At 69.8% G+C, this 20,435-nt stretch carries 13 protein-coding genes; 3 read left to right on the top strand and 10 right to left on the bottom strand.

The features are described from left to right. The 5 genes from AOM45_RS16530 to AOM45_RS16510 form a co-directional block, all read right to left on the bottom strand. Positions 1-670, bottom strand: a 670-nt coding sequence (locus AOM45_RS16530) for an IS110 family transposase (RefSeq protein ID WP_201779987.1), incomplete at its 3' end; no start/stop codon positions are given. Positions 671-1,180: 510 nt separating this feature from the next. Continuing rightward, positions 1,181-2,380, bottom strand: coding sequence for an HNH endonuclease signature motif containing protein (locus tag AOM45_RS16525; RefSeq protein ID WP_059362529.1), 1,200 nt, complete (start codon positions 2,378-2,380; stop codon positions 1,181-1,183). A 562-nt stretch (positions 2,381-2,942) separates the two neighbouring features. Continuing rightward, positions 2,943-3,431 carry a flavin reductase family protein gene (locus AOM45_RS16520; RefSeq protein ID WP_030474246.1) on the bottom strand — a complete coding sequence of 163 codons (489 nt, stop codon included), beginning with the start codon at positions 3,429-3,431 and terminating at the stop codon, positions 2,943-2,945. After that, positions 3,428-5,479: a tetratricopeptide repeat protein gene (locus AOM45_RS16515; protein WP_051784872.1), complete on the bottom strand. Its 2,052-nt coding sequence runs from the start codon at positions 5,477-5,479 to the stop codon at positions 3,428-3,430. The genes AOM45_RS16520 and AOM45_RS16515 overlap by 4 nt, the downstream gene beginning before the upstream one ends. Further along, positions 5,476-6,633: a hypothetical protein gene (locus AOM45_RS16510; protein WP_030474244.1), complete on the bottom strand. Its 1,158-nt coding sequence runs from the start codon at positions 6,631-6,633 to the stop codon at positions 5,476-5,478. Before AOM45_RS16510 ends, AOM45_RS16515 begins: the two co-directional genes overlap by 4 nt. 109 nt (positions 6,634-6,742) lie before the next feature. Here AOM45_RS16510 and AOM45_RS16505 point away from each other — a divergent pair, with 109 nt between their 5' ends. Further along, positions 6,743-7,537: a flavoprotein gene (locus AOM45_RS16505; protein WP_201779986.1), complete on the top strand. Its 795-nt coding sequence runs from the start codon at positions 6,743-6,745 to the stop codon at positions 7,535-7,537. A 5-nt stretch (positions 7,538-7,542) separates the two neighbouring features. Here AOM45_RS16505 and AOM45_RS16500 read toward each other — a convergent pair whose 3' ends face one another. Next, positions 7,543-10,359: an ATP-binding protein gene (locus tag AOM45_RS16500; protein ID WP_030474242.1), complete on the bottom strand. Its 2,817-nt coding sequence runs from the start codon at positions 10,357-10,359 to the stop codon at positions 7,543-7,545. A 176-nt stretch (positions 10,360-10,535) separates the two neighbouring features. Here AOM45_RS16500 and AOM45_RS16495 point away from each other — a divergent pair, with 176 nt between their 5' ends. Beyond that, positions 10,536-13,640 (top strand): AfsR/SARP family transcriptional regulator, encoded by a 3,105-nt coding sequence (locus AOM45_RS16495; RefSeq protein ID WP_051784871.1) that lies wholly within the window; start codon positions 10,536-10,538, stop codon positions 13,638-13,640. Positions 13,641-13,912: 272 nt separating this feature from the next. Continuing rightward, positions 13,913-15,784 (top strand): S8 family serine peptidase, encoded by a 1,872-nt coding sequence (locus tag AOM45_RS52895; protein WP_063757228.1) that lies wholly within the window; start codon positions 13,913-13,915, stop codon positions 15,782-15,784. 46 nt (positions 15,785-15,830) lie between these two features. Here AOM45_RS52895 and yjfF read toward each other — a convergent pair whose 3' ends face one another. The 4 genes from yjfF to AOM45_RS16470 form a co-directional block, all read right to left on the bottom strand. Next, a complete protein-coding gene (yjfF, locus tag AOM45_RS16485; RefSeq protein ID WP_059362526.1) occupies positions 15,831-16,799 on the bottom strand; it encodes a galactofuranose ABC transporter, permease protein YjfF in 969 nt (322 codons plus the stop codon). Beyond that, on the bottom strand, positions 16,796-17,779 hold the full coding sequence (locus AOM45_RS16480; RefSeq protein ID WP_059362523.1) for an ABC transporter permease: 984 nt from the start codon (positions 17,777-17,779) through the stop codon (positions 16,796-16,798). Before AOM45_RS16480 ends, yjfF begins: the two co-directional genes overlap by 4 nt. Further along, positions 17,776-19,305 carry a sugar ABC transporter ATP-binding protein gene (locus AOM45_RS16475; RefSeq protein ID WP_059362520.1) on the bottom strand — a complete coding sequence of 510 codons (1,530 nt, stop codon included), beginning with the start codon at positions 19,303-19,305 and terminating at the stop codon, positions 17,776-17,778. The genes AOM45_RS16480 and AOM45_RS16475 overlap by 4 nt, the downstream gene beginning before the upstream one ends. 80 nt (positions 19,306-19,385) lie before the next feature. After that, the gene (locus AOM45_RS16470) at positions 19,386-20,363 is read right to left on the bottom strand and encodes an ABC transporter substrate-binding protein (protein ID WP_169792640.1); all 978 of its coding nucleotides are present in this window, start codon (positions 20,361-20,363) and stop codon (positions 19,386-19,388) included. Positions 20,364-20,435: the final 72 nt, after the last annotated feature.

The following is a 20,435-nucleotide window of genomic DNA, read 5'->3' as shown; positions in this document are numbered from 1 at the left end:
CGGGGATCTGCTGGATCACCGTCCAGCCGGGGTCTTTGGCGGCCCGGCGCAGCAGCAGGCCGGTGACGGTGTCGATCTCGAAACCGAACGCGTCGATCAGCCGGCACTGCGAGTTCACCCTGGCCCGCAACACCGGCTCCAGCGGAACCTGCGCGAGCAGGACACGCCCGCGCACCCCGAACAGATCGGTGACCGGCAGCCGCAGGCCCTGCTTGGCCAGCACCGCGTGCACACCCGCTTTCAACCCCGACCGCCGGCCGACCAGCCGGCACCGATACCGCACCAACTCCCGCAGCTCCCGCACCGCCGGCGGAGCGATCCACGCCTCGGGCAGGCGGCCCATCCGCAGCAGGTCCGCCAGATCCGTGGCATCCCGCACATCGTTTTTCACCCGCCGGGTCGTGAATCCCTTGATCCCCAGCGGATGCGCCAGATGCACGTGCGCGCCCGCCTCCGCCAGCACGTCCGCGGCCCAGTACCAGCCATAGGTGGCCTCCAGCACCACCTCCGGCGCCTCACCGGCCTTGCCGATCTCGGCCATCAACCGCATCGGATCGTTCACGATCCGCACCGCGTCCAACCGCTCACCCTCAGCGGTCATCCGCACGATCACCGAACGAGACCGGTGCAAATCGATCCCGACGAACTGTTTCCCGTCATACTCAGACACAGGGGCCTCCCTTGAGTTGGAGTGAGCAACCCGAGTGTCCGCTCGGGACCCACCAGGAGCGAGGCCCCGCTCCTTCATCGCATCAAGCCCCAATCGCGGTCGTGCGTGGTTGCGTTGGGTTGTTCGGCTCACCTCATTACCGGTTGCCTGCGTTCGCATTGCCCTGTCCGACTCGGCTTCGTCATCGCGGTTGTTGGGTGCTCGGCGTCGCCATTGACGGCGGTTCAGCGGGAGAGGTGGTTGTGCCTTGCCATTGCGGCTTGTGGGGCGCTCGGCAATGCCGCCGCCGTCGCGGTTTACCCTTTGTCGTTGTCCGTCGCCGGGATCACTTTGCCATCGGTGTCTCGCCGTCAAAGCACGACAGAATGGCCCACGCGATGAATGGAAGGCCGCAGCCGATCCAGCCATCGGCCCGGCAGCATTGATCTGCTTGCTCGTGGTGGCCGAGCCTCAGTCATCAGCGTCCTCGCCGTGACCGGGGCGGCATCGCTATCGCCTGCCTGGCCGTGGTCAGGCGATGTTGATCGGATTCCGTCTGGGTTTGCGGAGCGGGTCCAGCCACTCGGGTGCGTAGAAGGTCGGGATGCCGTTGACCATCCTGACGTCCCACTTGCTCTGGTGGATGAGCGTGTGGTGGTGGCGGCAGAGCAGCACGGCGTTGTCGACGGAGGTGTTTCCGCCGTTGGCCCAGTGTGTGATGTGGTGGGCGTCGCACTGCCTGGGCGGTCTGCCGCAGCCAGGGAAGGCACAGCCCCGATCCCTGGTGACCAGAATCCTGCGGATCGCGGCCGGGAAGGTGCGGGTCTTGCGGCCGACGTTGAGCGGCTGGCCTGCTCCGCCGAGGACCATCGGGATGATGCCCGCGTTGCACGCCAGCTCACGCACCTGCTCGACCGGGACGCGGTCGCCGTTGTCGAGGGTGGCGTGGCCGACCTGGTTGGCGAGGTCCTCGTAGGGCATGGTCAGGGTCAGGGTGACTGGTTCGCCGCCGTGCTCGGGCAGTTGGTCGGCCCGCAGCATCAGGTCGACCAGCTCGGCCAGGGCGTCGCCTTCGCGTTCCTCGCGGGTGCGCGGGTCGGGGCCTTCGTCGGCGGTGGTCGGGCGGGGCTTGGCCAGCAGGTCGAGCAGCGCCTCGTACTTCGCGCCGGTCACCTTGTCGAGCTTGGCCCGGATCTCCAGCCGCCCGTTCTTCCAGAACATCGAGTGCTGATTGCCCGGCGGCGGCGTGAGCTCGGGGTCGCGCGGCTCCGGGTCGTCTTGGAAGAGGCTGTAGGCGAGTTTCGCACCCAGTGTGCGGACGGTGTGGGGCTCGAAGTCGCGGGCGTAGCCCACCACGTCGGCTTCGCGGTCGGCGGGCACGGTCTGCATCACCGCCGCGACCGCCGCGACGTGCTCGACCGACAGCGCGCCTTCGGCCACCGCCTCGGCGGTGAGCGGAAGCTTGGGGGCGAGTTCGCTGCCGGTCGGGGTGATCTCGTTGGTCAGCAGGGCGGCGTTGTCGATCCAGCGCTTGGCGATGTGGATGTCCCAGCGGACGACGTGCCGCAGCACTTGCGGCAAATTCCTGTAACCGAGTTCGGTCGCGGCTCCGCGCCGATCCAATTCGGCGACGATCTGCAACGCGGCGTTCTCGCGGACCCGGATTTCCGTCACCTCGTCGACGAGACTGCGGAGCGGCTCGTCGGTGGAGAGGAGGCGGGTTTCGATCACGTGTCTAATCTACCGCAAGATCACGAACGAATAACAGGTAAAGCCGCACACGATAGGTTGAACCAAGCGATGGCGAAGCCGAGTCGAATCGGGCAATGCGAACGCGGGCAACCGGTAATTAGGTGAGCCGAACAACAAACGCAACCACGCACGACCGCGATTGGGGCTTGACTTTGGGTGCGAGGTGCTAGCCTTTTCGGACCGGGCGGGTGCGAAGCATCCGACCTTTTCCGCCCGACACAGCGCCTCGCAAGGGCCCCGAAGTCAAGCCCCAATCGCAATCGTCGCGAAGCGGCGATGATGCAACCAAAGCTCGTCATATGGCCCGCGCAACCACCAACACAAAGCGACCACACCGGCAAAAGGTGACCAACCCCGCTGGAACCCGCGCCGAACCACCAAAGCCGACCCGCTCGTTGGCCTGCTGAAGTCCGGTGTCCACTTCAAGACCTCCCACAACGGCAGACCCGAGTGTCATGAGCATGTCCGGCCCAGGCCAAGGCCGATGACCAGATCGGGCTGTCGAAGCCGACCGCGCACACGTTCACGCGTGTTCCACGGATCACGCGAGCCGGTGGTGCGCGCTGTCGAAGAACACCAACGGATCGCTCTCGCCGCGGTGTCCGCACCAGCACGGGCTGCCGATCACCAGCACGTGGTCGGCGACCTCGACGACCTGGCGAACCGTGCACACCGCCGCGGCCGTCGCGGCGTCCAGAACGGGGACGCCGAGTCGTTCGTTCCACGGCACGCCCGCGAACCTGTCGTCGCCGGGCGTGGCGAACCGGGTGGCGAGCCGGCGGTGTGCGTAGCCGAGGACGTTGACGGCGAACGACTCCCGTTGCCGGATCACTGCGAGGGTGCTGCTGTGCTGGGCCAGTGAGATCATCAGCAGCGGTGGGTGCAGGGAGACGGACGTGAAGCTGTTCACCGTGCAGCCCACCGGGTTCGTGCCCGCGGTGCTGGTCACCACGGCGATGCCGGTGGGCCAGGTCCGCATGAACGTGCGGAGGTCCTCGCCGGTGAGCGCTGGGTCAGCACGGGTCGTCATCGGTGGTCCACGAGTTCGGCCTCGCACATCGTCCGCTGGTGCAGCAGTCCTGGCTCGTCGGCGCCGGGCAGCACCAGTGCGCGGGAGTAGTCGTCGATGGCCTCGCGGTACCTGCCGGCTGCCTGGTACACGAAACCCCTGTTGTACAACAGGTCCGGGTTGCCGGTGTCGAGTGAGATGGCGACGGTGAGGTCCTCGATGGCCGCGTTCTGGTCGCCGGTGGTGTGGGCGAGGGCGGCGCGGCTGGCCCGTGCGGCCACGAGTTGGGCGTCGATGCGCAGTGCATGATCGAACTCCTTGGCCGCCAGGTCGAGATCGCCCGTCTCCATTGCCAGCAGGCCGCTCGCGTGCAGCAGTCGCGCGTCCTCCGGGTGCACGCGCAGGCCTTCGTCGACGCAGGCGCGGGCGGTGTCGAACGAGCCGGTGTCGATCAGGAGGCTGACCAGGTTGATGCGCGCGTCCAGCTGGTCGGGTTCCAGTTCGACCACATAGGACAGATCGGTGATCGCGCCCTCGAGGTCGCCCAGTTCCGCGCGCAGGTCGGCGCGGTTGTAGTGCAGCTCGAGGAACGGCGCGGTGAGCGTCATGGCTTTGGCGTAGTCGGCCAGCGCGTGTTCCGGCTCGCCCAGCCTGCGCCACACGTCGGCGCGGTCGAAGTAGTAGTCGGGGTAGTTGGGGTCGACCTCGATCACCGCGTGGAGGTCGGCGAGTGCCTCCTCGACGCGGCCCAGTGCCACCAGCACCTTGGCCCTGTTGTTCAGCAGCACCGACCTGTGCAGCTGGTGCTTCTCCGGATCCAGTTCCGCGTCGAGCCGCCGCACGCCCTCGTTCACCAGCGCGAGAGAACCTGGGAGGTTGCCCAGGTGCATCTCGACCAACGCCTTGCCGTTGTTCTGGAACACCGTCTGGAACGTCCGCTGCTCGATGTCGGGCAGCAGGGAGGCGATGGCGACGGCGTTGTTGAGCAGCACCTTGGCCTGGTGGTGGTCTTTGTGCTCCGGCGGGTGGTGCCGCGTGTAGAGCATCGCCATCGCGTAGGAGCAGAACAGGTGCACCATCGGCAGGGTGTGCCGCTCACGCAGCTCGTCGTAGTACGGCAGGCTCTCCAGGCTGCGGTCGAGCGACGCGAGCGCGGTGGTCATCTTGGTGGTGAGCAGCCAGTGGCGCTCCTGCTCCGCGTCAGGATCCGTGATCGCCCTGCCGCGCGGCACGATGTCGAGGAGCATGTTGTAGAAACCCATGTCGAAGCAGTGGTTCGCGGCGTCGAGCATCGCGATGCTGCCCGCTCCGGCGGAATCGCTGCCGTGTTCGAGGTGGTACAGCAACGCACCGAGGCCGAGGCTGCTGTCACCTCCCGTGAGCCGGGCGGCGCGTTCGTCGTGCAGCCGGGCGCGCACGTCGTCCGCGGCCGCGGCGTACGCGGCGAGCAGGCGGGGATCGTCCGAGGTGCAGTCGCCGTCGATGAACGCCCGCAGCGCTTCTTCTTCCGTGCCAACGAAATCCGGACGTTGCGCCGGAACGGTCTGCCGCGCGTACCGGCGCAGCGAGGCCGCCAGCTCCTCGTCGACGTGCTCGGTGCGGGTCGTGACCACGAACCGCAGCGGGCCGGATCCGCTGCGCCGCAACGCGATGGCGACGAACTCCTGGTCGGTGTGGTCGGCCTCGTCGAGGTTCGTGAACGCCAGCGTCAGCGGATCGTGGCCGGCGAGCTCGGCGTGCGACCGCAGGAACTCGAAGACGCCGTGGGCGAGCCGCCGGGTCCTGTTCGCGGGGTAGATCCTCGTGCGCTCACTGGGGATCGCGAGCGAGGTGAGGGTCTGCGGTCCCGCGCCGATCAGACCGGACAGCTCGGGCGCGGCGGAGAGGATCTCCAGTGCGTGGCGCTGGACGAGATCAGGCCGTTCGGCGTGCACGGCCGGCACCAACGCGCGCAGCAGTGTTCCCACGCCGGTGTACGGCCCGCGCAGCCTGGAGTGGCAGTCGACCTCGAAGTCGGCGTCACCGAAGGCCTCGGCTCGCGGACCGGTCCGCCACAGGTGCTCGCTCATGCTCGTTCCTTCCTCGATGAGCTGTCGCGGCGGGAGACCACGAGCAGCAGGACGGCCTGGATCAAGATCAACAGAACGGACACGGCGGAGTCCCAGAAACCCGCGCCGCCCGAGGTGCCCTGCGCCAGCGCGTTCCACGTCCTGACCGCGAACCCCACGATCACCGGCAGGATCGCGACCACGAGCGTCACCAGCAGGAAACCCACTCCGGCGACGGTGATCGCCGCGAACCACGGCGCGACCTGCCGATCGCGTGGGGACCAGTCCTGCTGCGGCGACCTGCGGACGCCCGGCAACCAGGCGAACCTGTCACGCAAGTACGCCGTGGTGGCCTCGTGCAGGTTCGTGCAGCCGAGCGCGGTGGTGAACACGAAGTAGAGGTCGGTGCGCAGGAACACGTAGAACTGCCAGGCCAGCCGCAACACGATCAGGTAGGCGACGGCGAGTGCCAAGCGCCCCACCAGGTTCGGCCCCGCTACCGCGCTGGTCGCCGTCAGCAGGCTGAACAGCAGCAGGTCGGCGAGCATGCCCGCGAGGAACGGCAGGTAGCGCTTGCGCCGCGGCACGCTGAGCAGGCCGTCGAGCTCGGTCTGCACGACGAGGAAGTACAACCGCCTGCCGACGCTGAGCTTCGACGGCAGACCGAGTCTCCGCCCGGCCAGCACGTGATAGCCCTCGTGCAGCAGGAGCGCGGGGATCTGGGAGAACGTCAGCACCAGCTGCACCGCGACGAGCGAGGAGGTGAAGAAGACGTTCTCCGCGTGCGGGCGCAGCTGGGGTTGTGCGGCCATCAGGACCAGCGCCACGGCCACGAGCACGGCGTAGCACGCCCACGCGAGTGGTGAGAACACCGCACGGCCGAGCCGCTGGAACCGGACTTCCCTTGCCACAGCCGGACTTTCCCCGGCCTCGCGGATGAACCCGAGCTCGTGCAGCGCCGCGACGAAGTCCTCCATGTCGATGGGCTCACCGAACTCGGTCCGGTACCAGTCGGCCGCTTCCGGCACCGGCATGCCCTCCGACAGCCGGCGCAGCAGGGCCGCTCCGTCCTCCGGCAGCGTGGCGTAGGACTCGGCGTCGGGCCTGCCGACGGTGATCCCGTCGTGCTCCTCGACGTAGGTCAGCGGGTGGAACTCCAGACGGTGCGCGGACATCGAGAACTCCGGGAGGTAGGTGGATGGCCGCTCCCGGGCAGAGCACGGGAGCGGCCGCCCGGTTCATCAGCAACAAGGAGTGCAGTAGCCCGGCGCGGAAGACGTGAGCTTGATCGAACCGTTCTTGCGGATCGCGATCTTCTTCATGGGAGTCACCCCCGTTTCTGCCGAGGCGTCGGCGGAACTCACCGTGTCAGCGGCGGACCTCGCGCCGCAGTGGGGACGGGACCCCGGAATTCGCCGCGGCCGCCGCGCGTGGATTGGGGGCCGTCCCCCATGGCCACCACCGCACGGGACGGTGGACGGTGTGCGCATGCGAGACGACGCGCTTTCGATCATCGTGACCGGATCCAGTGCCGCACTGGGCATGCCGGGATATCTGACGTGGCTGCGGCAGGAGATCGACCTGAGCCTGCGCGTGCTGCTGACGCACAGCGCGGAACGGTTCCTGCGGCGAGAAGTCGCGGGCTGGTACGCGGACGAGGTGTGCGTCAGCGACGACCCGGACCTCAACCCGGTCGAGTTCGCCAGGAGGTCGCTGGGGATCGTCGTGCTGCCGGCCACCGCGAACGTGCTGGCGGCGACCGCACTCGGCCTCGGCTCGTCACCGGCCCAGACCGCGCTGCTGGCCGCCACCCGGCCGGCGTTGTTCTTCCCCGCCATGAACGAGGTCATGTGGGACAAACCGGTGGTGCGCAGGCACGTGGAGACGCTGCGCGCGGACGGGCACACCGTGGTCGAACCGCAGCGGCGGCCCGTGTTCGAGCTGTGGCAGAAGGAGAACGTGCTGGGCATCGGCATGCCGGAGCCGGAAGAGGCGACGGAACTGATCGTGGCCTGGCTGGAGGTGCTCCTCGACAGCGTGGGCGAGGAGGAGGCGGAAACCGTGACGCTCAACGGGTGACGGGGTCAGCCCGCGAGGTCGCTCACGTGGTCGATGGCGAACCTGTGCAGCGAACTGCGGTCGTGCTCACCGGTCTTGGCGAGCAGGCTCGCGACGTGCTTCTCCGCCGTGCGCGGTGAGATGTAGAGCCGTCTGGCGATCTCGGTGTTGCCGAGCCGTTCCGCCAGCAGCCGCAGCACCTCGTTCTCCCGCGCGGTGATGCCGAGCAGCCGCAGCCCGGCGGGAACGTCGCTGGTGCCGGTGCGGCGTTGCGACGCGGTCCACCCGGCTCGCCGCAGCAACGCGCGGCAGGCGTTCCTGAGCGCGGTCAGCTGGCCGACGTGGAAGTACTCCTCCGCCTCGCGCAACCAGCTCGCCGGGTCACCCCACCCGTCGGTGAGCGCGGCCTCCGCGGCCAGCCGCAGCCCGAGCCCGCGGGTCAGCGCGAACGGCTCGGCGACCCGGCCGTGCTCCGCCATCGCCTCCGCCGCCTGGTCTGCGCGACCGTCCCGGCCGGCCAGCACCGCTTCGGTCAGCAGGAGGAACTGGCGGTGCCACGCCGATCCCGCGCGTGCGGCCTCGACCGCGGCGCGGTGGTGCGACCAGCCCATCTCGCCGTCGAGCGCCCCCAGCAGGACTCTCAGCCCGTGCGGCCACGCCTGGAGGTGGTGCGCCGCGTCCCGTGCGCCGGCCAGGTCCAGCGCGTCCACCGCTCGTCGCCTGTCCTCCTCTACGAGAGCGCAGAACGTCTCGCAGGCGGCAGGCACCAGAGCGGAGACGTTGCCGTCCAACGACCGCACCGCGCGCTCCATCGCCGAACGTTGCCCGCGCAACGCGAACGCGACCGCCTTGGCGGTGATCACGTCGTTGGCCACCTGCCGCAGTCCCAGCCTGGTCACCTCGGGGAGGCAGCGGTCGGCGAGCTCGGCGGCGAGCACGATCTCACCGCGCAGCACCGTGGTCATGACCAGCTTCGCCTGCAGCAGGTGCCCTTCCAGCACCGCGCCCGCCTCGAACGCCTGACCGCACACCTGACGCAGCCGGGTGTCGTCGCCGGTGCGCAGCGTGTGGTTGACGGCGGACCTCGCGCGCGCCCGCAGTCGCATCGCGGGCAGCCGGTGCTGGTGCGCCAATTCGGCCATCCGCCGCAACCGCGCGTCCGCCTCGGCGGGGTCTCGTTGCGCCGCAAGGGTTCCGAGCAGCTCCAACGCCTCGCAGGCGAGGGCGGGCAACCTGGACCGGGCGGCCTCGCCGAGTGCCCGCAACGCCAGGTCCTCCGCGTCCGCCGTCAGGTGCGCGGTGACCAGGTCGAGCTCCGGTGAGGCGTCTGGGCCCAGCAGCCCGCGGGCGGTTTCCAGCTCCTCGTGGCCGCGTGACGGCAGTCCCGCTCGCACCGCCACCCGCGCGAGCGTGGTGTGCAGCACGGCTCGTCCTGCCTGGTCGAGGCCGAGGTCGTCGACGTTCGCGGCCAGGGCGAGGGCCTGCTCGACCTTGCCCGCCTCGGCGAGCGCGGTGAGCAGCGGCGCCAGCACCGCGATCGGCTCGCAGCACGACGTCGCCAACTCCTGCGCCCGGCGCAGCAGCCGCACGGCGGTGACCGCGTTCCCGTCGGTGAGCGCGCGCTGTCCCGCGTCGACGAACAGCCGCCGGGCAGTGCCGGTCTCGCCGGCCACGAGCCACAACCCGGCCGCCACCGCGCACCACTCGCCGGGCAGCCCCGGCCAGCAGGCCTCCACCGCCTCGGCGGCGCGCCGGGCGAGCTCCACCCGTTCGCCTGCCTTGCTCAGCAGGGCCTGTGGGGTCAGCGCGTGCCGGAACGAGTACCAGCCCGCCGCGAGGGGATCCGGTGCGACGAGCTGCTTCGCCACGGCGGGACGCAGCCTCCGCACGAGCTCGTGCCTGCCGAGACCGGACATGGCCCGCAGCGCCGGCAGCGGAAACCGGCGCCCGAACACCGCGGCGGTGGTGAGGAGATCGGCGAGCTCGGCGCCGAGCCCGCGGACCTGGCCCGCGACGCTGTGCACAACCGCTTCCGGCACAACGGTGTCCTCAGGACATCGCGCCGACCACCCACCCGGCTCCTGCACAACGGTGTCCGCACCAGCCCGCACCGCCCAGCCCGGCTCCCGCACGAGGTGCCCGGCCGCGACCAGCTCCGCGGCCACGAACGGCACACCCTCGCTGTCGCGGAACACCTCCTCCACCAGGGCACCTGGCACCGCGCCCGACGCCACACCGAGACAGGACGCGACCAGCTCACCCGTCCGCGCCCTGTCCAGCCGACCGAGTGAGACCGCGGTGAGGCCATCGCGCCTGCCGTCCCGCGCGAGCTCCAGCACCGGGCTCTCCTCGTCCCTCGCGGTCGCGAGCACGGACACCCGCTGCTGCGCCAGCTTGTCGGCGACGTAGTCGAGGATCGCCACTGTTCCCACGTCCGCGTCGTGCAGGTCTTCCAGGACCAGCACGCAGCCGGTGTCGCGGCCGAGGACGCCCAGCAGTCGCAGAAGCCCTTCCGCGACAACGACAAGGGGCTCGTCGCTGGTCCCGCTGTCGCGCCATTCCGGGGCGAACCGGGCGAGCGCGTGCCGGTAGGGCAGGAGCACGGGGTCGGCGGGCAGGCCGTCGTCGCGGGCGAGCGAAAGCACCGCCTCGGACAACGCCCGCAGCGGTGCCGAGGCGTCGGCGCGGCCTCGCAACACCCGCATTCCCAACCCCACCGCGTGGTCCGCCGCCGCGGTCACGAGCCGCGACTTCCCGATGCCCGGCTCGCCGAGCACGATCGCGGCGCCGCCGGTCTCCACCACCCCGGTGAGCACCCGCAACTCCTGTGAGCGCCCGATCATCCGGGGCGATGGCACTGTGACGGCTCCCATGTCCGGCACGATCGGCTGCCCGCGTACACAACGGCGTACACGGCGTCGTGTACGCAAACGCTTCACTCCGATTGGGTGCGTACGACCGCCGTTCCCGGCCCTAGGCTCGAAACGTCGACACTTCCTGGTGACGCTGGAGAGTGTGGGTGAGACTTCGCATTCTCGGGCCGGTCGAGATCGCCACCGACCACGGTCCTGCGTTGCCCGCGCGGCGGATGGCCAGGGTGCTGCTCGGCGTGCTCGCCTTGCACGCCAACACCTTCGTGCCGACCGAACGGATCGTCGACGCGCTGTGGGACGGCTCCCCGCCGCGGTCCGCGCGGATCAACCTGCGTTCGTACGTCAGCGACCTGCGTCGGCTGCTGCGCTCCGGCGGGAGGAACAGCACGAGGATCGAGACCGCCAGCGGTGGCTACCTGCTCGCCTCGGAGCCGGACGACCTCGACGTCCTCGGCTTCACCGCGCTCGCGCTCGCGGGCAGGGACTGTCTCGCGCGCGGCGAGCACGAACAGGCCGTCGAGCGGCTGACCAGTGCGGGCGCGCTGTGGCGAGGTCCCGTGCTCGACGGAGTGCCGGTCCCGCAGGCGGTCGCGCCCACCGTCCGGATGCTGGAGGAACGGCGCGTCGACGCCATCGAGGACTGCGTTCAGGCACGGCTCGAGCTCGGCAGGCACGCGGGGCTCGCCGCCGAGCTGCGTGAGCTCACTGGCCGGTACGAGCTGCGGGAACGGTTGTGGGGCCAGCTGATGCTCGCCCTGTACCGCAGCGGCAGGCCGGGCGAGGCGATGCGGGCGTACGACCGGCTGCGGCGGGTGCTGCACGCGGAGCTGGGAGCCGACCCGAGCCCCGAGATCAAGCAGCTGCACCAACGGATCCTGCGCGACGACCCCGGGCTGGCAGGGCCCGTGCGGACCGCCGCCGTTCCGCCGCGCGCCGCTGCCGTTCCGTGGCAGTTGCCGCCGGACGCGGAACCGTTCGTCGGCAGGCACGACGAGCTGGATCGCCTGTCGGCCGCGGCATCCGGCACCACCGCGGTCGTCGGAACGGCGGGGGTGGGCAAGACCGCGCTGGCGGTGCACTGGGCGCACGGCGCACGTGACCGGTTCCCCGACGGCTGCCTGTACGTGGACCTGCGCGGCTACGGACCCGGCACGCCGGTGCCGCCGGAGCAGGTGCTGGTGGGGTTCCTGCGGGTGCTCGGTGAACGCGGCGCCCACGCGGGCCACGACATCGCCGAGCTGTCCGGCCGGTACCGGACGGCGATCGCGGACCGGAAGATGCTGGTGGTGCTGGACAACGCGCGTGCCGCCGAGCAGGTGCGGCCGCTGCTGCCGGGCACCGCGGGCTGCGTGGTCGTGGTGACGAGCCGCGACGACCTCGCCGGTCTGGTGGCGCGGGACGGCGCCCGGCGGGTGCGGCTGGACCCGATGACAGCGGACGAGTCCCAGGCGCTGCTCGGGAGCCTGATCGGCGACCAGGAGGGTGCGGGAGCGATCGCGGGGCAGTGCGCCGGGCTGCCGCTGGCGTTGCGCATCGTCGCCGAGCTCGCGGCGCAGTCCGCGGTCCCGCTCGACGAGCTCGCCGTGACCCTGGCCGACCGGCAGCGCGCGCTCGACGAGATGGACGCCGGCGGTGATCCGGGCACCGCCGTGGTGGCGGTGTTCGACTGGTCCTACCGGGTGCTGCCTCCCGCCGCGGCACGCGCGTTCGGCCTCCTCACCTGGCATCCGGGCGCCGACTTCGACGTGCACGCCGCCGCCGCCCTGCTGGAGACCTCACCCGAGGAGGCGGGACGGCTCGTCGGGGCGCTCTGCCGCGCACATCTGGTGCAGCGCGGTGCCAAGGGCCGGTACCACGTCCACGACCTGCTGCGTGCCTACGGCCGGCGCCAACCACCGGCCGACGCCGTCGAGGCCGCGCTCACCGGACTCTTCGACTACTACGTGCACGCCGCGAACGTCGCCGAAACCGTGCTGCCACTGGGTCGTGGCCGCACACCGCCACCGTCCGCGTTCCGCACGCCGCCGCTGCACGACCCGGTCCTGGCCGCGCACTGGCTCAACGCCGAGCGGGCGAACCTGGTCGCCGTCGTCGCGCACTGCGCGCTTCACGGCTGGCACGCCCAGGCCTGCGAGCTGGCGCAGGCGTTGCGGCCCTACCTGGACCAGGGCCGTCATCTGGCCGAGGCGCAGACCGTCCACCGGCACGCGCTGCACGCCGCCCGCAGACTCGGCGACCCGGCCGGCATCGGCGCGGCGCTCAACAACCTCGGTGGTGTGTGCCACCACCTCGGTCGTTATGCCGAGGCGGCCGAACACCTCGACGCGGCACTGGTTCTGCGCAGGCAGGAAGGTGACCGGACCGGCGAGGCGAGGACCACCAGCAACCTGGCGGGCGTGTACGCCAGGCTGGGCAGGCACGGCGACGCGATCGAGCACTACCGGCGGGCGCTGGCGATCGCGCGCGATCTCGGCGACCGGGCGAGCGAGGCGATGGTGCTGGCCAACCTCGCGTTCGTGCGCCTGCGGCTCGGCAGCTACCGGGAGACCGTGGACTGCCACCGCCGGGCGCTGGAGCTGGCCCAGCTGCTGGACGACCGGATGATGGAGAGCATCGAGCACTGCAACCTCGGGCTGGTGTACGCGCTCCTCGGCCTTCACCGGGAATCCGCGCGGTCGTTGCACCGGGCCGCCGAGATGTGCCGCGAGCTGGGTGATCGCCAGGGCGAGGGTTTCGTGTCCGGCAACCTCGCCGTCCTGCACACCAGGCTCGGCAACCACTGGGTCGCGCGCCGCCACGTCGAACGGGCCCTGGCCGTGCACGCGGCGGCCGGGGACCTCGCCAGCGAGGCCGCGGTGCTCGGCTTCCAGGGGGATCTGTTGCTGCGCATGGGTTTGCCCGCACAGGCGTTGCGGTCGTTCCGCCAGGCGCTGACGCTGGACAGGCGCCTCGGCGAGCGGTTCCAGGAAGCACAGGCGCTCAACGGCATCGCGGCCGCCGCGACGGCGATGCGCCGGTTCGACCAGGCTGAGTTGCACCACGACGCCGCGCTCGCGCTGGCCACCGAGACCGGCGACAGGTACGAACGGGCCCGTGCGCTCGACGGCATCGGAAAGGTGCGTTGCAGCACGGGAAACCCGGCTGAGGCGGCAGCGCTGTGGCGTGAGGCGGCCGCCCTCTACGACGACATCGGCGTGCCGGAGGCCGATCAGCTCAAAGCCCGCCTCGACGGGCTCGCCGTGCCGACCTGAACGACCGGCAGTTGAGCACTTTCCCGGTGGCCGAAAGGACCAGATCGCTGACTGCTGTCTGCGTCGCGGCCTGGCGAGCACATCGCGTAGCCGGGTGGTCCCGACGGAGTCATTTGGATCCACTACCCACTTTTCCGGTAGCGAAACCTCCGCTGCGACGACCTCCTGTGCGGGCGCATCGTGCGCCTGCACAAGGCTTGTCTCGGATGAGAGGGGCGTTTGTGAAAACCTCGGGCAGACGCGCCAGACGGCGTGCGCTTGTAGGGATCCTCGTGGCAGCGGCCGGACTGACGACCGGTGTCACGACGGCGTCGGCGGCCGACGGGGTCGTCATCGCCGCACCGGCGGGGAAGGCGATCGCGGACCAGTACGTGGTCGTGCTCCGCAACGGTGTGGCGGCGACGAGTTCGGGCTCGCTCGCCAAGCAGTACAACGGAAAGGTGACCGCCTCCTGGCAGCACGCGCTGCAGGGGTTCGCGGTCAGCGCCACCGCGGCCAGCGCCAAGTCGTTGGCGCGTGATCCTCGTGTGGCGGCGGTGTACCAGGACGCCGTGGTGAAGGCGGACGCCGTTCAGGTGAACCCGCCGTCCTGGGGACTGGACCGCATCGACCAGCGGAACCTGCCGCTGGACCAGCGGTACAACTACGGGCCGACCGCACCCGGTGTACGTGCCTACGTGATCGACACGGGCATCCGGGTGTCCCACTCGACGTTCGGCGGACGGGCGAGCTGGGGCATCAACACCACCGGGGACGGCAACGACACCGACTGCAACGGCCACGGCACGCACGTGGCGGGCACGATCGGTGGCGCGGAGTACGGCGTGGCCAAGGCGGTGCGGCTCGTCGCCGTCAAGGTGCTGAACTGTTCCGGCAGCGGCAGTTTCGCCGGTGTGATCAGCGGAGTGGACTGGGTGACCGCCAACGCGGTCAGGCCGGCGGTCGCGAACATGAGCCTGGGCGGTGGCGCGTTCGACCCGCTGGACACGGCGATCCGCAACTCGATCGCGTCGGGCATCACCTACGCGGTGGCGTCGGGCAACTCCAACACCGACGCGTGCCAGACCTCGCCCGCGAGGGTCGCGCAGGCGCTGACGGTGAACGCCACCGGCACGAACGACGCCAGAGCGTCGTTCTCGAACTTCGGTACCTGCACCGACCTGTTCGCGCCTGGTGTCGGCATCACGTCGTCGTGGAACACGAGTGACACCGCGACGAACAACATCAGCGGCACCTCGATGGCGACCCCGCACGTGGCGGGCGTGGCCGCGCTGTACCTGCAACGGCATCCAGCCGCCCCTGCCCAGCGCGTGCACGACGCCATCGTCCGCAACGCCACGCCCGGCGTGGTCGGCGGTCCCGGCACCGGGTCGCCGAACCTGTTGCTGTACTCGCTGTTCACCCGGTGGGGCCCGGAAGGCGACTACAACGGTGACGGGACAACGGATCTGACGGTCTGGCGTCCGTCCGAGGGCAACTGGTACGTGCGCGGGATCAGCACGACCCAGTGGGGGATCGGTGGCGACATTCCGGTGCCCGGTGACTACGACGGTGACGGCGTCACCGACCTCGCCGTGTGGCGTCCGTCCGAAGGAAACTGGTACGTGCGCGGCATCGGCACCGTCCAGTGGGGCATCGGTGGCGACATTCCGGTGCCCGGTGACTACAACGGTGACGGCATCACGGACTTCGCGGTGTGGCGTCCGTCCGAGGGCAACTGGTACGTCCGCGGGATCAGCACCACGCAGTGGGGCATCGGTGGCGACGTTCCCGTGGCGGGTGACTACAACGGTGACGGCATCACGGATCTCGCCGTGTGGCGTCCGTCTGAAGGCAACTGGTACGTGCGCGGGATCAGCACCACGCAGTGGGGGATCGGCGGTGACATCCCTGTTGTGGGCGACTACAACGGCGACGCCGTCGCGGATCTCGCCGTGTGGCGTCCGTCCGAAGGAAACTGGTACGTGCGGGGCATCAGCACGACCCAGTGGGGGATCGGCGGCGACATCCCGGTGCCCGGCGACTTCAACGGTGACGGCGTGACCGACCTCGCCGTGTGGCGTCCGTGGGAGGGCAACTGGTACGTGCGCGGCCAGTTCACCACCCAGTGGGGCATCGGAGGTGACGTCCCGCTGGCCTCCTAGCTGGGGGTACCGCCCGGCTGGTCAGCGACCAGCCGGGCGGTCCGGCTCAGCGCCGGTCGCGGATCATCCCGCGCTGGACCGCGATGAAGACCAGCAGCAGCGCGCCGATCACGATCTTCGTCCACCACGAGCTGAGCGTGCCCTGGAACGAGATCAGCGTCTGGATCGTGCCGAGCACCAGCACCCCGGCGAGGCTGCCGAGCACGTACCCGAGCCCGCCCGCCAGCAGAGTGCCGCCGATGACCACGGCCGCGATGGCGTCGAGCTCCATGCCGACCGCGTGCAGGCCGTACCCGGAGAGCATGTACAGGCTGAACAGCAGCCCGGCCAGCGCCGAGCAGAAGCCGCTGATCACGTACACGCCGACCTTGGTGCGCCCGGTCTTGAGCCCCATCAGCATCGCCGACTGCTCGTTGCCGCCGACCGCGTAGACCGTGCGGCCGAAGCGGGTGCGGTGCAGGACGAACAGCGCCGCCAGCACGACGACGAGCGCGATGACCACGTTGTAGGTGATCGTGACGCCGCCGGGCAGTTCGATGACGGCGGTGGCGACGTCGCGGAAGGTCGTGTCCTTGATGGAGACGGATTCCACGCTGATGAGGAAGCAGAGGCCGCGGGCGAGGAACATGCCGGCGAGGGTGACGATGAAGGGCTGGATGTCGAACTTGTGGATGACCAGGCCCATGAGCAGTCCGAGCGTCGAGCCGATCAGCAGGACGGCGATGATGACCAGGGGGACCGGCCAGCCTGCGCGGAGTCCGGCGGCGGTGACCATTGTGGACAGTGCGACGACGGAGCCGACGGAGAGGTCGATGCCGCCGCTGAGGATGACGAAGGTCATGCCCGCGGCGAGCACGATGAGGAAGGCGTTGTCGATGAACAGGTTCGCGATGACCTGACCGGACGCGAACCCGTCGTACCGGACCGAGCCGACGCCGAACGTGATCACGAACAGCACCACGGTCGCGAGGACCGGCAGGAACCGCGACGGCAGCCGGGTGGTGAGAGCGGTCATGACGCGACGGCCACCTTCCGGAAGCTGAGTGCGGCGCGGGCCTTCGGCGACTGGATCAGGCACACGGTGATGACGACGACCGCCTTGAACACCAGCGTGACCTCCGCCGCCACGCCGATCGTGTAGACGGTCGTGGTGAGGGTCTGGATGATCAGGGAGCCGAGCAGCGTGCCGGCGAGCGAGTACCGGCCGCCCGCGAGCGACGTGCCGCCGATGACGACGGCGAGGATCGCGTCCATCTCGATCCACAACCCGTTGCTGTTGGCGTCGGCCGCGCTCACGTTCGAGCTGATCATCAGACCGGCGATGCCCGCGCAGACCGCCGCGAACACGTAGACGGTCCAGATGATCGTCTTGGACTTCACGCCGGCGAGGCGGGAGGCCTCGGGGTTCACGCCGACCGACTCGATCAGCATGCCGAGTGCGGTCTTGCGCGTGGTGAACGCGACCAGACCGAGCACCGCGAGGCTGATCAGGATCGAGACCGGCAGCACCACGAACCCGGCGCCGACCTGGCGGTAGGCGTTGTTGTTGACGGTGATGATCTGGCCCTCGGTCACCAGCATGGCGATGCCGCGGCCTGCGGTCATCAGGACCAGGGTGGCGATGATGGGCTGGATGCCGAGTCCTGCCACCAGGAAACCGTTCCACAGGCCCAGCACCGCGCAGAGCACCAGCGCGATCGCCATGCCTGCCAACGCCGTGCCGAAGTCCGGTGACGTTCCGATGTGGACACACGTCACCGCGGCCGCGATCGCCGCGACGGCGCCGACGGAGAGGTCGATGCCGCGGGTGGCGATGACCAGCGTCATGCCGATCGCGATGAGGAGCGTGGGCGCGCCGTTCTTGAGCACGTCGACCAGGCCGCCGTAGAGGTGGCCGTCCTGGATGCGCAACGCGAAGAACGACGGAGTGAAGATGAGGTTGAGCAGCAGCAGGGCGACCAGCGCCACGATCGGCCAGAGCAAGCGGTTCTTCACGACGCCACCCCTTCCGGGAGCTGTTCACCCGCGATGAGGCCGACGACCTCGTCCAAACTCGCCCCGCCGTCCAGCTCGGCGATCTTGTGCCGGTCGCGCAGCACGACGATCCGGTCGGCGATGCGCACGACCTCCTCCAACTCCGCCGAGATGAACAGCACCGCCGTGCCTTCCGCGGCGAGGGTCGTGACGAGGTGCTGGATCTGGGCCTTGGCGCCGATGTCGATGCCGCGCGTCGGCTCGTCCAGGATCAGCAACCGCGGTTCGGTGACGAGCCAGCGGGCCAGCAGGACCTTCTGCTGGTTGCCGCCGGAGAGCGTGCGCACGAGCGCGTCCGGGTTGGCGGGCCGGATGTCCAGCGCCGCCAGGTACTTCTCGACCAGCTCGTCCTTCACCCGGCGGGACAGCGGACGGGTCCAGCCGCGCGCGGCCTGCATGGCCAGCACGAGGTTGTCACGGATGGAGAGGTCCGCGACCAGGCCTTCGCCCTTGCGGTCCTCCGAACAGAACGCGATGCCGGCCGCGATCGCCGAGCGCGGGCCGCGCAGGTGCAGCGGCTTGCCGTCGACGAGCAACTGACCGGAGTCGGCCTTGTCGGCGCCGAAGAGCAGCCGCGCGAGTTCTGTGCGGCCGGAACCCAGCAGACCGGCCAGCCCGACCACCTCGCCCGCGCGGACGTCGAGGTCGAACGGCGCGATCGCGCCGCGGCGGCCGAGGCCTTCCGCGCGCACGAGCACCGGTCCGTCTGCCTGGTGCTTCTCCGCGGCTTCCTCGATCGCCTCCAGCGCACCGAGCTCGCGGCCGATCATCTTCGAGACCAGCGCGCGCCGGTCGAGTTCCGAGGTCAGGTGCTCGCCGACGAGAGTTCCGTTGCGCAGCACCGTCATGCGGTCGGAGATCTCGTAGACCTGGTCGAGGAAGTGGGAGACGAAGAGGATCGCGACGCCTTCGCCGCGCAGCACGCGCATGATGCGGAACAGCTCGGCGACCTCGCCGGCGTCCAAACTGGACGTCGGTTCGTCGAGCACGAGCACCCGGCAGTCGACCGCGATGGCACGGGCGATGGCGACGAGCTGCTGCACGGCGATCGGGTGTTCACCGAGGCTCGACGCGGGGTCGATGTGCACGCCGATGCGCGACAGCACTTCCGCCGCGCGCTTGCGCATGGCGGGGAAGTCGATGCCGCCGAGCTTTCTCGGTTCGCGGCCCAGCAGGATGTTCTCCGCGACCGTGAGGTTCGCGCAGAGGTTGACCTCCTGGTACACCGTGCTGATCCCGGCTTCCTGCGCCTGGCCGGGGGAGGAGAACGCGACCGCGTCACCCGCGAGCTGCACTGTGCCGCTGTCCGGCGTGTGAACACCGGTGAGGGTCTTGATCAGGGTGGACTTGCCGGCGCCGTTCTCGCCCATGAGGGCGTGCACTTCGCCGGGGAACAGCCGGAAGTCGACGTCCTGCAACGCCTTCACGCCAGGAAATGCGAGGCTGATGCCTCGCATCTCGACGACGGGCGGCGGTGACTCGGTCATGAGGGAGCCTTCGTCGCTTGGGGTGCGGGACCCGCCACTGGAACGTGAGAGAGTGACGGGTCCCGCAGTCTTTGGTGGGATCAGTACTGGCGGTTCGGCAGTGCGGCCTTGGCCTGCTCCTGGTTGAAGGCGCCCTCTTCGGTGACGACCCGTGCGGGGACGTTTTCGCCCTTGACGACCTTCTTGGCGAGTTCCATGAGCTGCTTGCCGAGCAGGGGGTTGCACTCGACGATGTAGTTGATCTCGCCGTTGGCCAGGGCGGTCATGCCGTCCTTGACCGCGTCCACCGTGATGATCTTGATGTCCTTGCCGGGCACCTTGCCCGCGGCCTTGATCGCCTCGATCGCGCCCAGGCCCATGTCGTCGTTGTGCGCGTAGACGACGTCGATCTTGGGCTGGGACTTCAGGAAGGCTTCCATGACCTGCTTGCCGCCGGAGCGGGTGAAGTCACCGGTCTGCGACGCCACGATCTTGATGTCGGGCTTGGAGGCGATCTTCTCCTCGAACCCCTTCTTCCGGTCGATCGCCGGCGCGGCACCCGTGGTGCCCTGCAGTTCGACGACGTTGGTGGGGCCGGTGGCGTTGGCGACCATCCAGTCACCGGCCTTGCGGCCCTCCTCCACGAAGTCCGAGCCGAGGAACGTCTTGTACAGCGACGTGTCGTCGGAGTCGATCGCGCGGTCGGTCAGGATGACCGGGATGTTGGCCCGCTTGGCCTCCAGCAGCACGGTGTCCCAGCCGGTCTCCACCACCGGGGAGAACGCGATGACCTTGACCTTCTGCTGGATGTAGGAGCGGATCGCCTTGATCTGGTTCTCCTGCTTCTGCTGCGCGTCGGAGAACTTCAGGTCGATCCCGGCGGCCTTGGCCTCTTCCTGGATCGACTTGGTGTTGGCGGTGCGCCAGCCGCTCTCCGCGCCCACCTGGGCGAAGCCCATCGTGATGGCGTCGCCACCGGATGAACCAGTGCCGTTGCCGGCACCGCCAGAACCAGAACCACACGCGGCGAGCGCGCACAGCGCGATCACGCTGGCGGCTGTCGTGATCTTCTTCAGCACAGCGATTCCTCCGAGGTGACTACGGTGTCGCGGAGCCCGGCCACGTGCCCGCGGCTGTCAGGTGGACAACAG

Source organism: Lentzea aerocolonigenes (assembly GCF_000974445.1).
GTDB classification, from domain to species: domain Bacteria; phylum Actinomycetota; class Actinomycetes; order Mycobacteriales; family Pseudonocardiaceae; genus Lentzea; species Lentzea aerocolonigenes.
Note: the sequence above shows the minus strand (reverse complement) of the source record. Positions and strands in the feature narration are given on the sequence as shown.

Bases quoted from the DNA above. Each gene is read 5' to 3' on its own strand.
- AOM45_RS16515 (WP_051784872.1), bottom strand. From the start codon at position 5,479: ATGAGCGAGCACCTGTGGCGGACCGGTCCGCGAGCCGAGGCCTTCGGT.
- yjfF (WP_059362526.1), bottom strand. From the start codon at position 16,799: ATGACCGCTCTCACCACCCGGCTGCCGTCGCGGTTCCTGCCGGTCCTC.
- AOM45_RS16475 (WP_059362520.1), bottom strand. From the start codon at position 19,305: ATGACCGAGTCACCGCCGCCCGTCGTCGAGATGCGAGGCATCAGCCTC.
- AOM45_RS16510 (WP_030474244.1), bottom strand. From the start codon at position 6,633: ATGTCCGCGCACCGTCTGGAGTTCCACCCGCTGACCTACGTCGAGGAG.
- AOM45_RS16520 (WP_030474246.1), bottom strand. From the start codon at position 3,431: ATGACGACCCGTGCTGACCCAGCGCTCACCGGCGAGGACCTCCGCACG.
- AOM45_RS16500 (WP_030474242.1), bottom strand. From the start codon at position 10,359: ATGATCGGGCGCTCACAGGAGTTGCGGGTGCTCACCGGGGTGGTGGAG.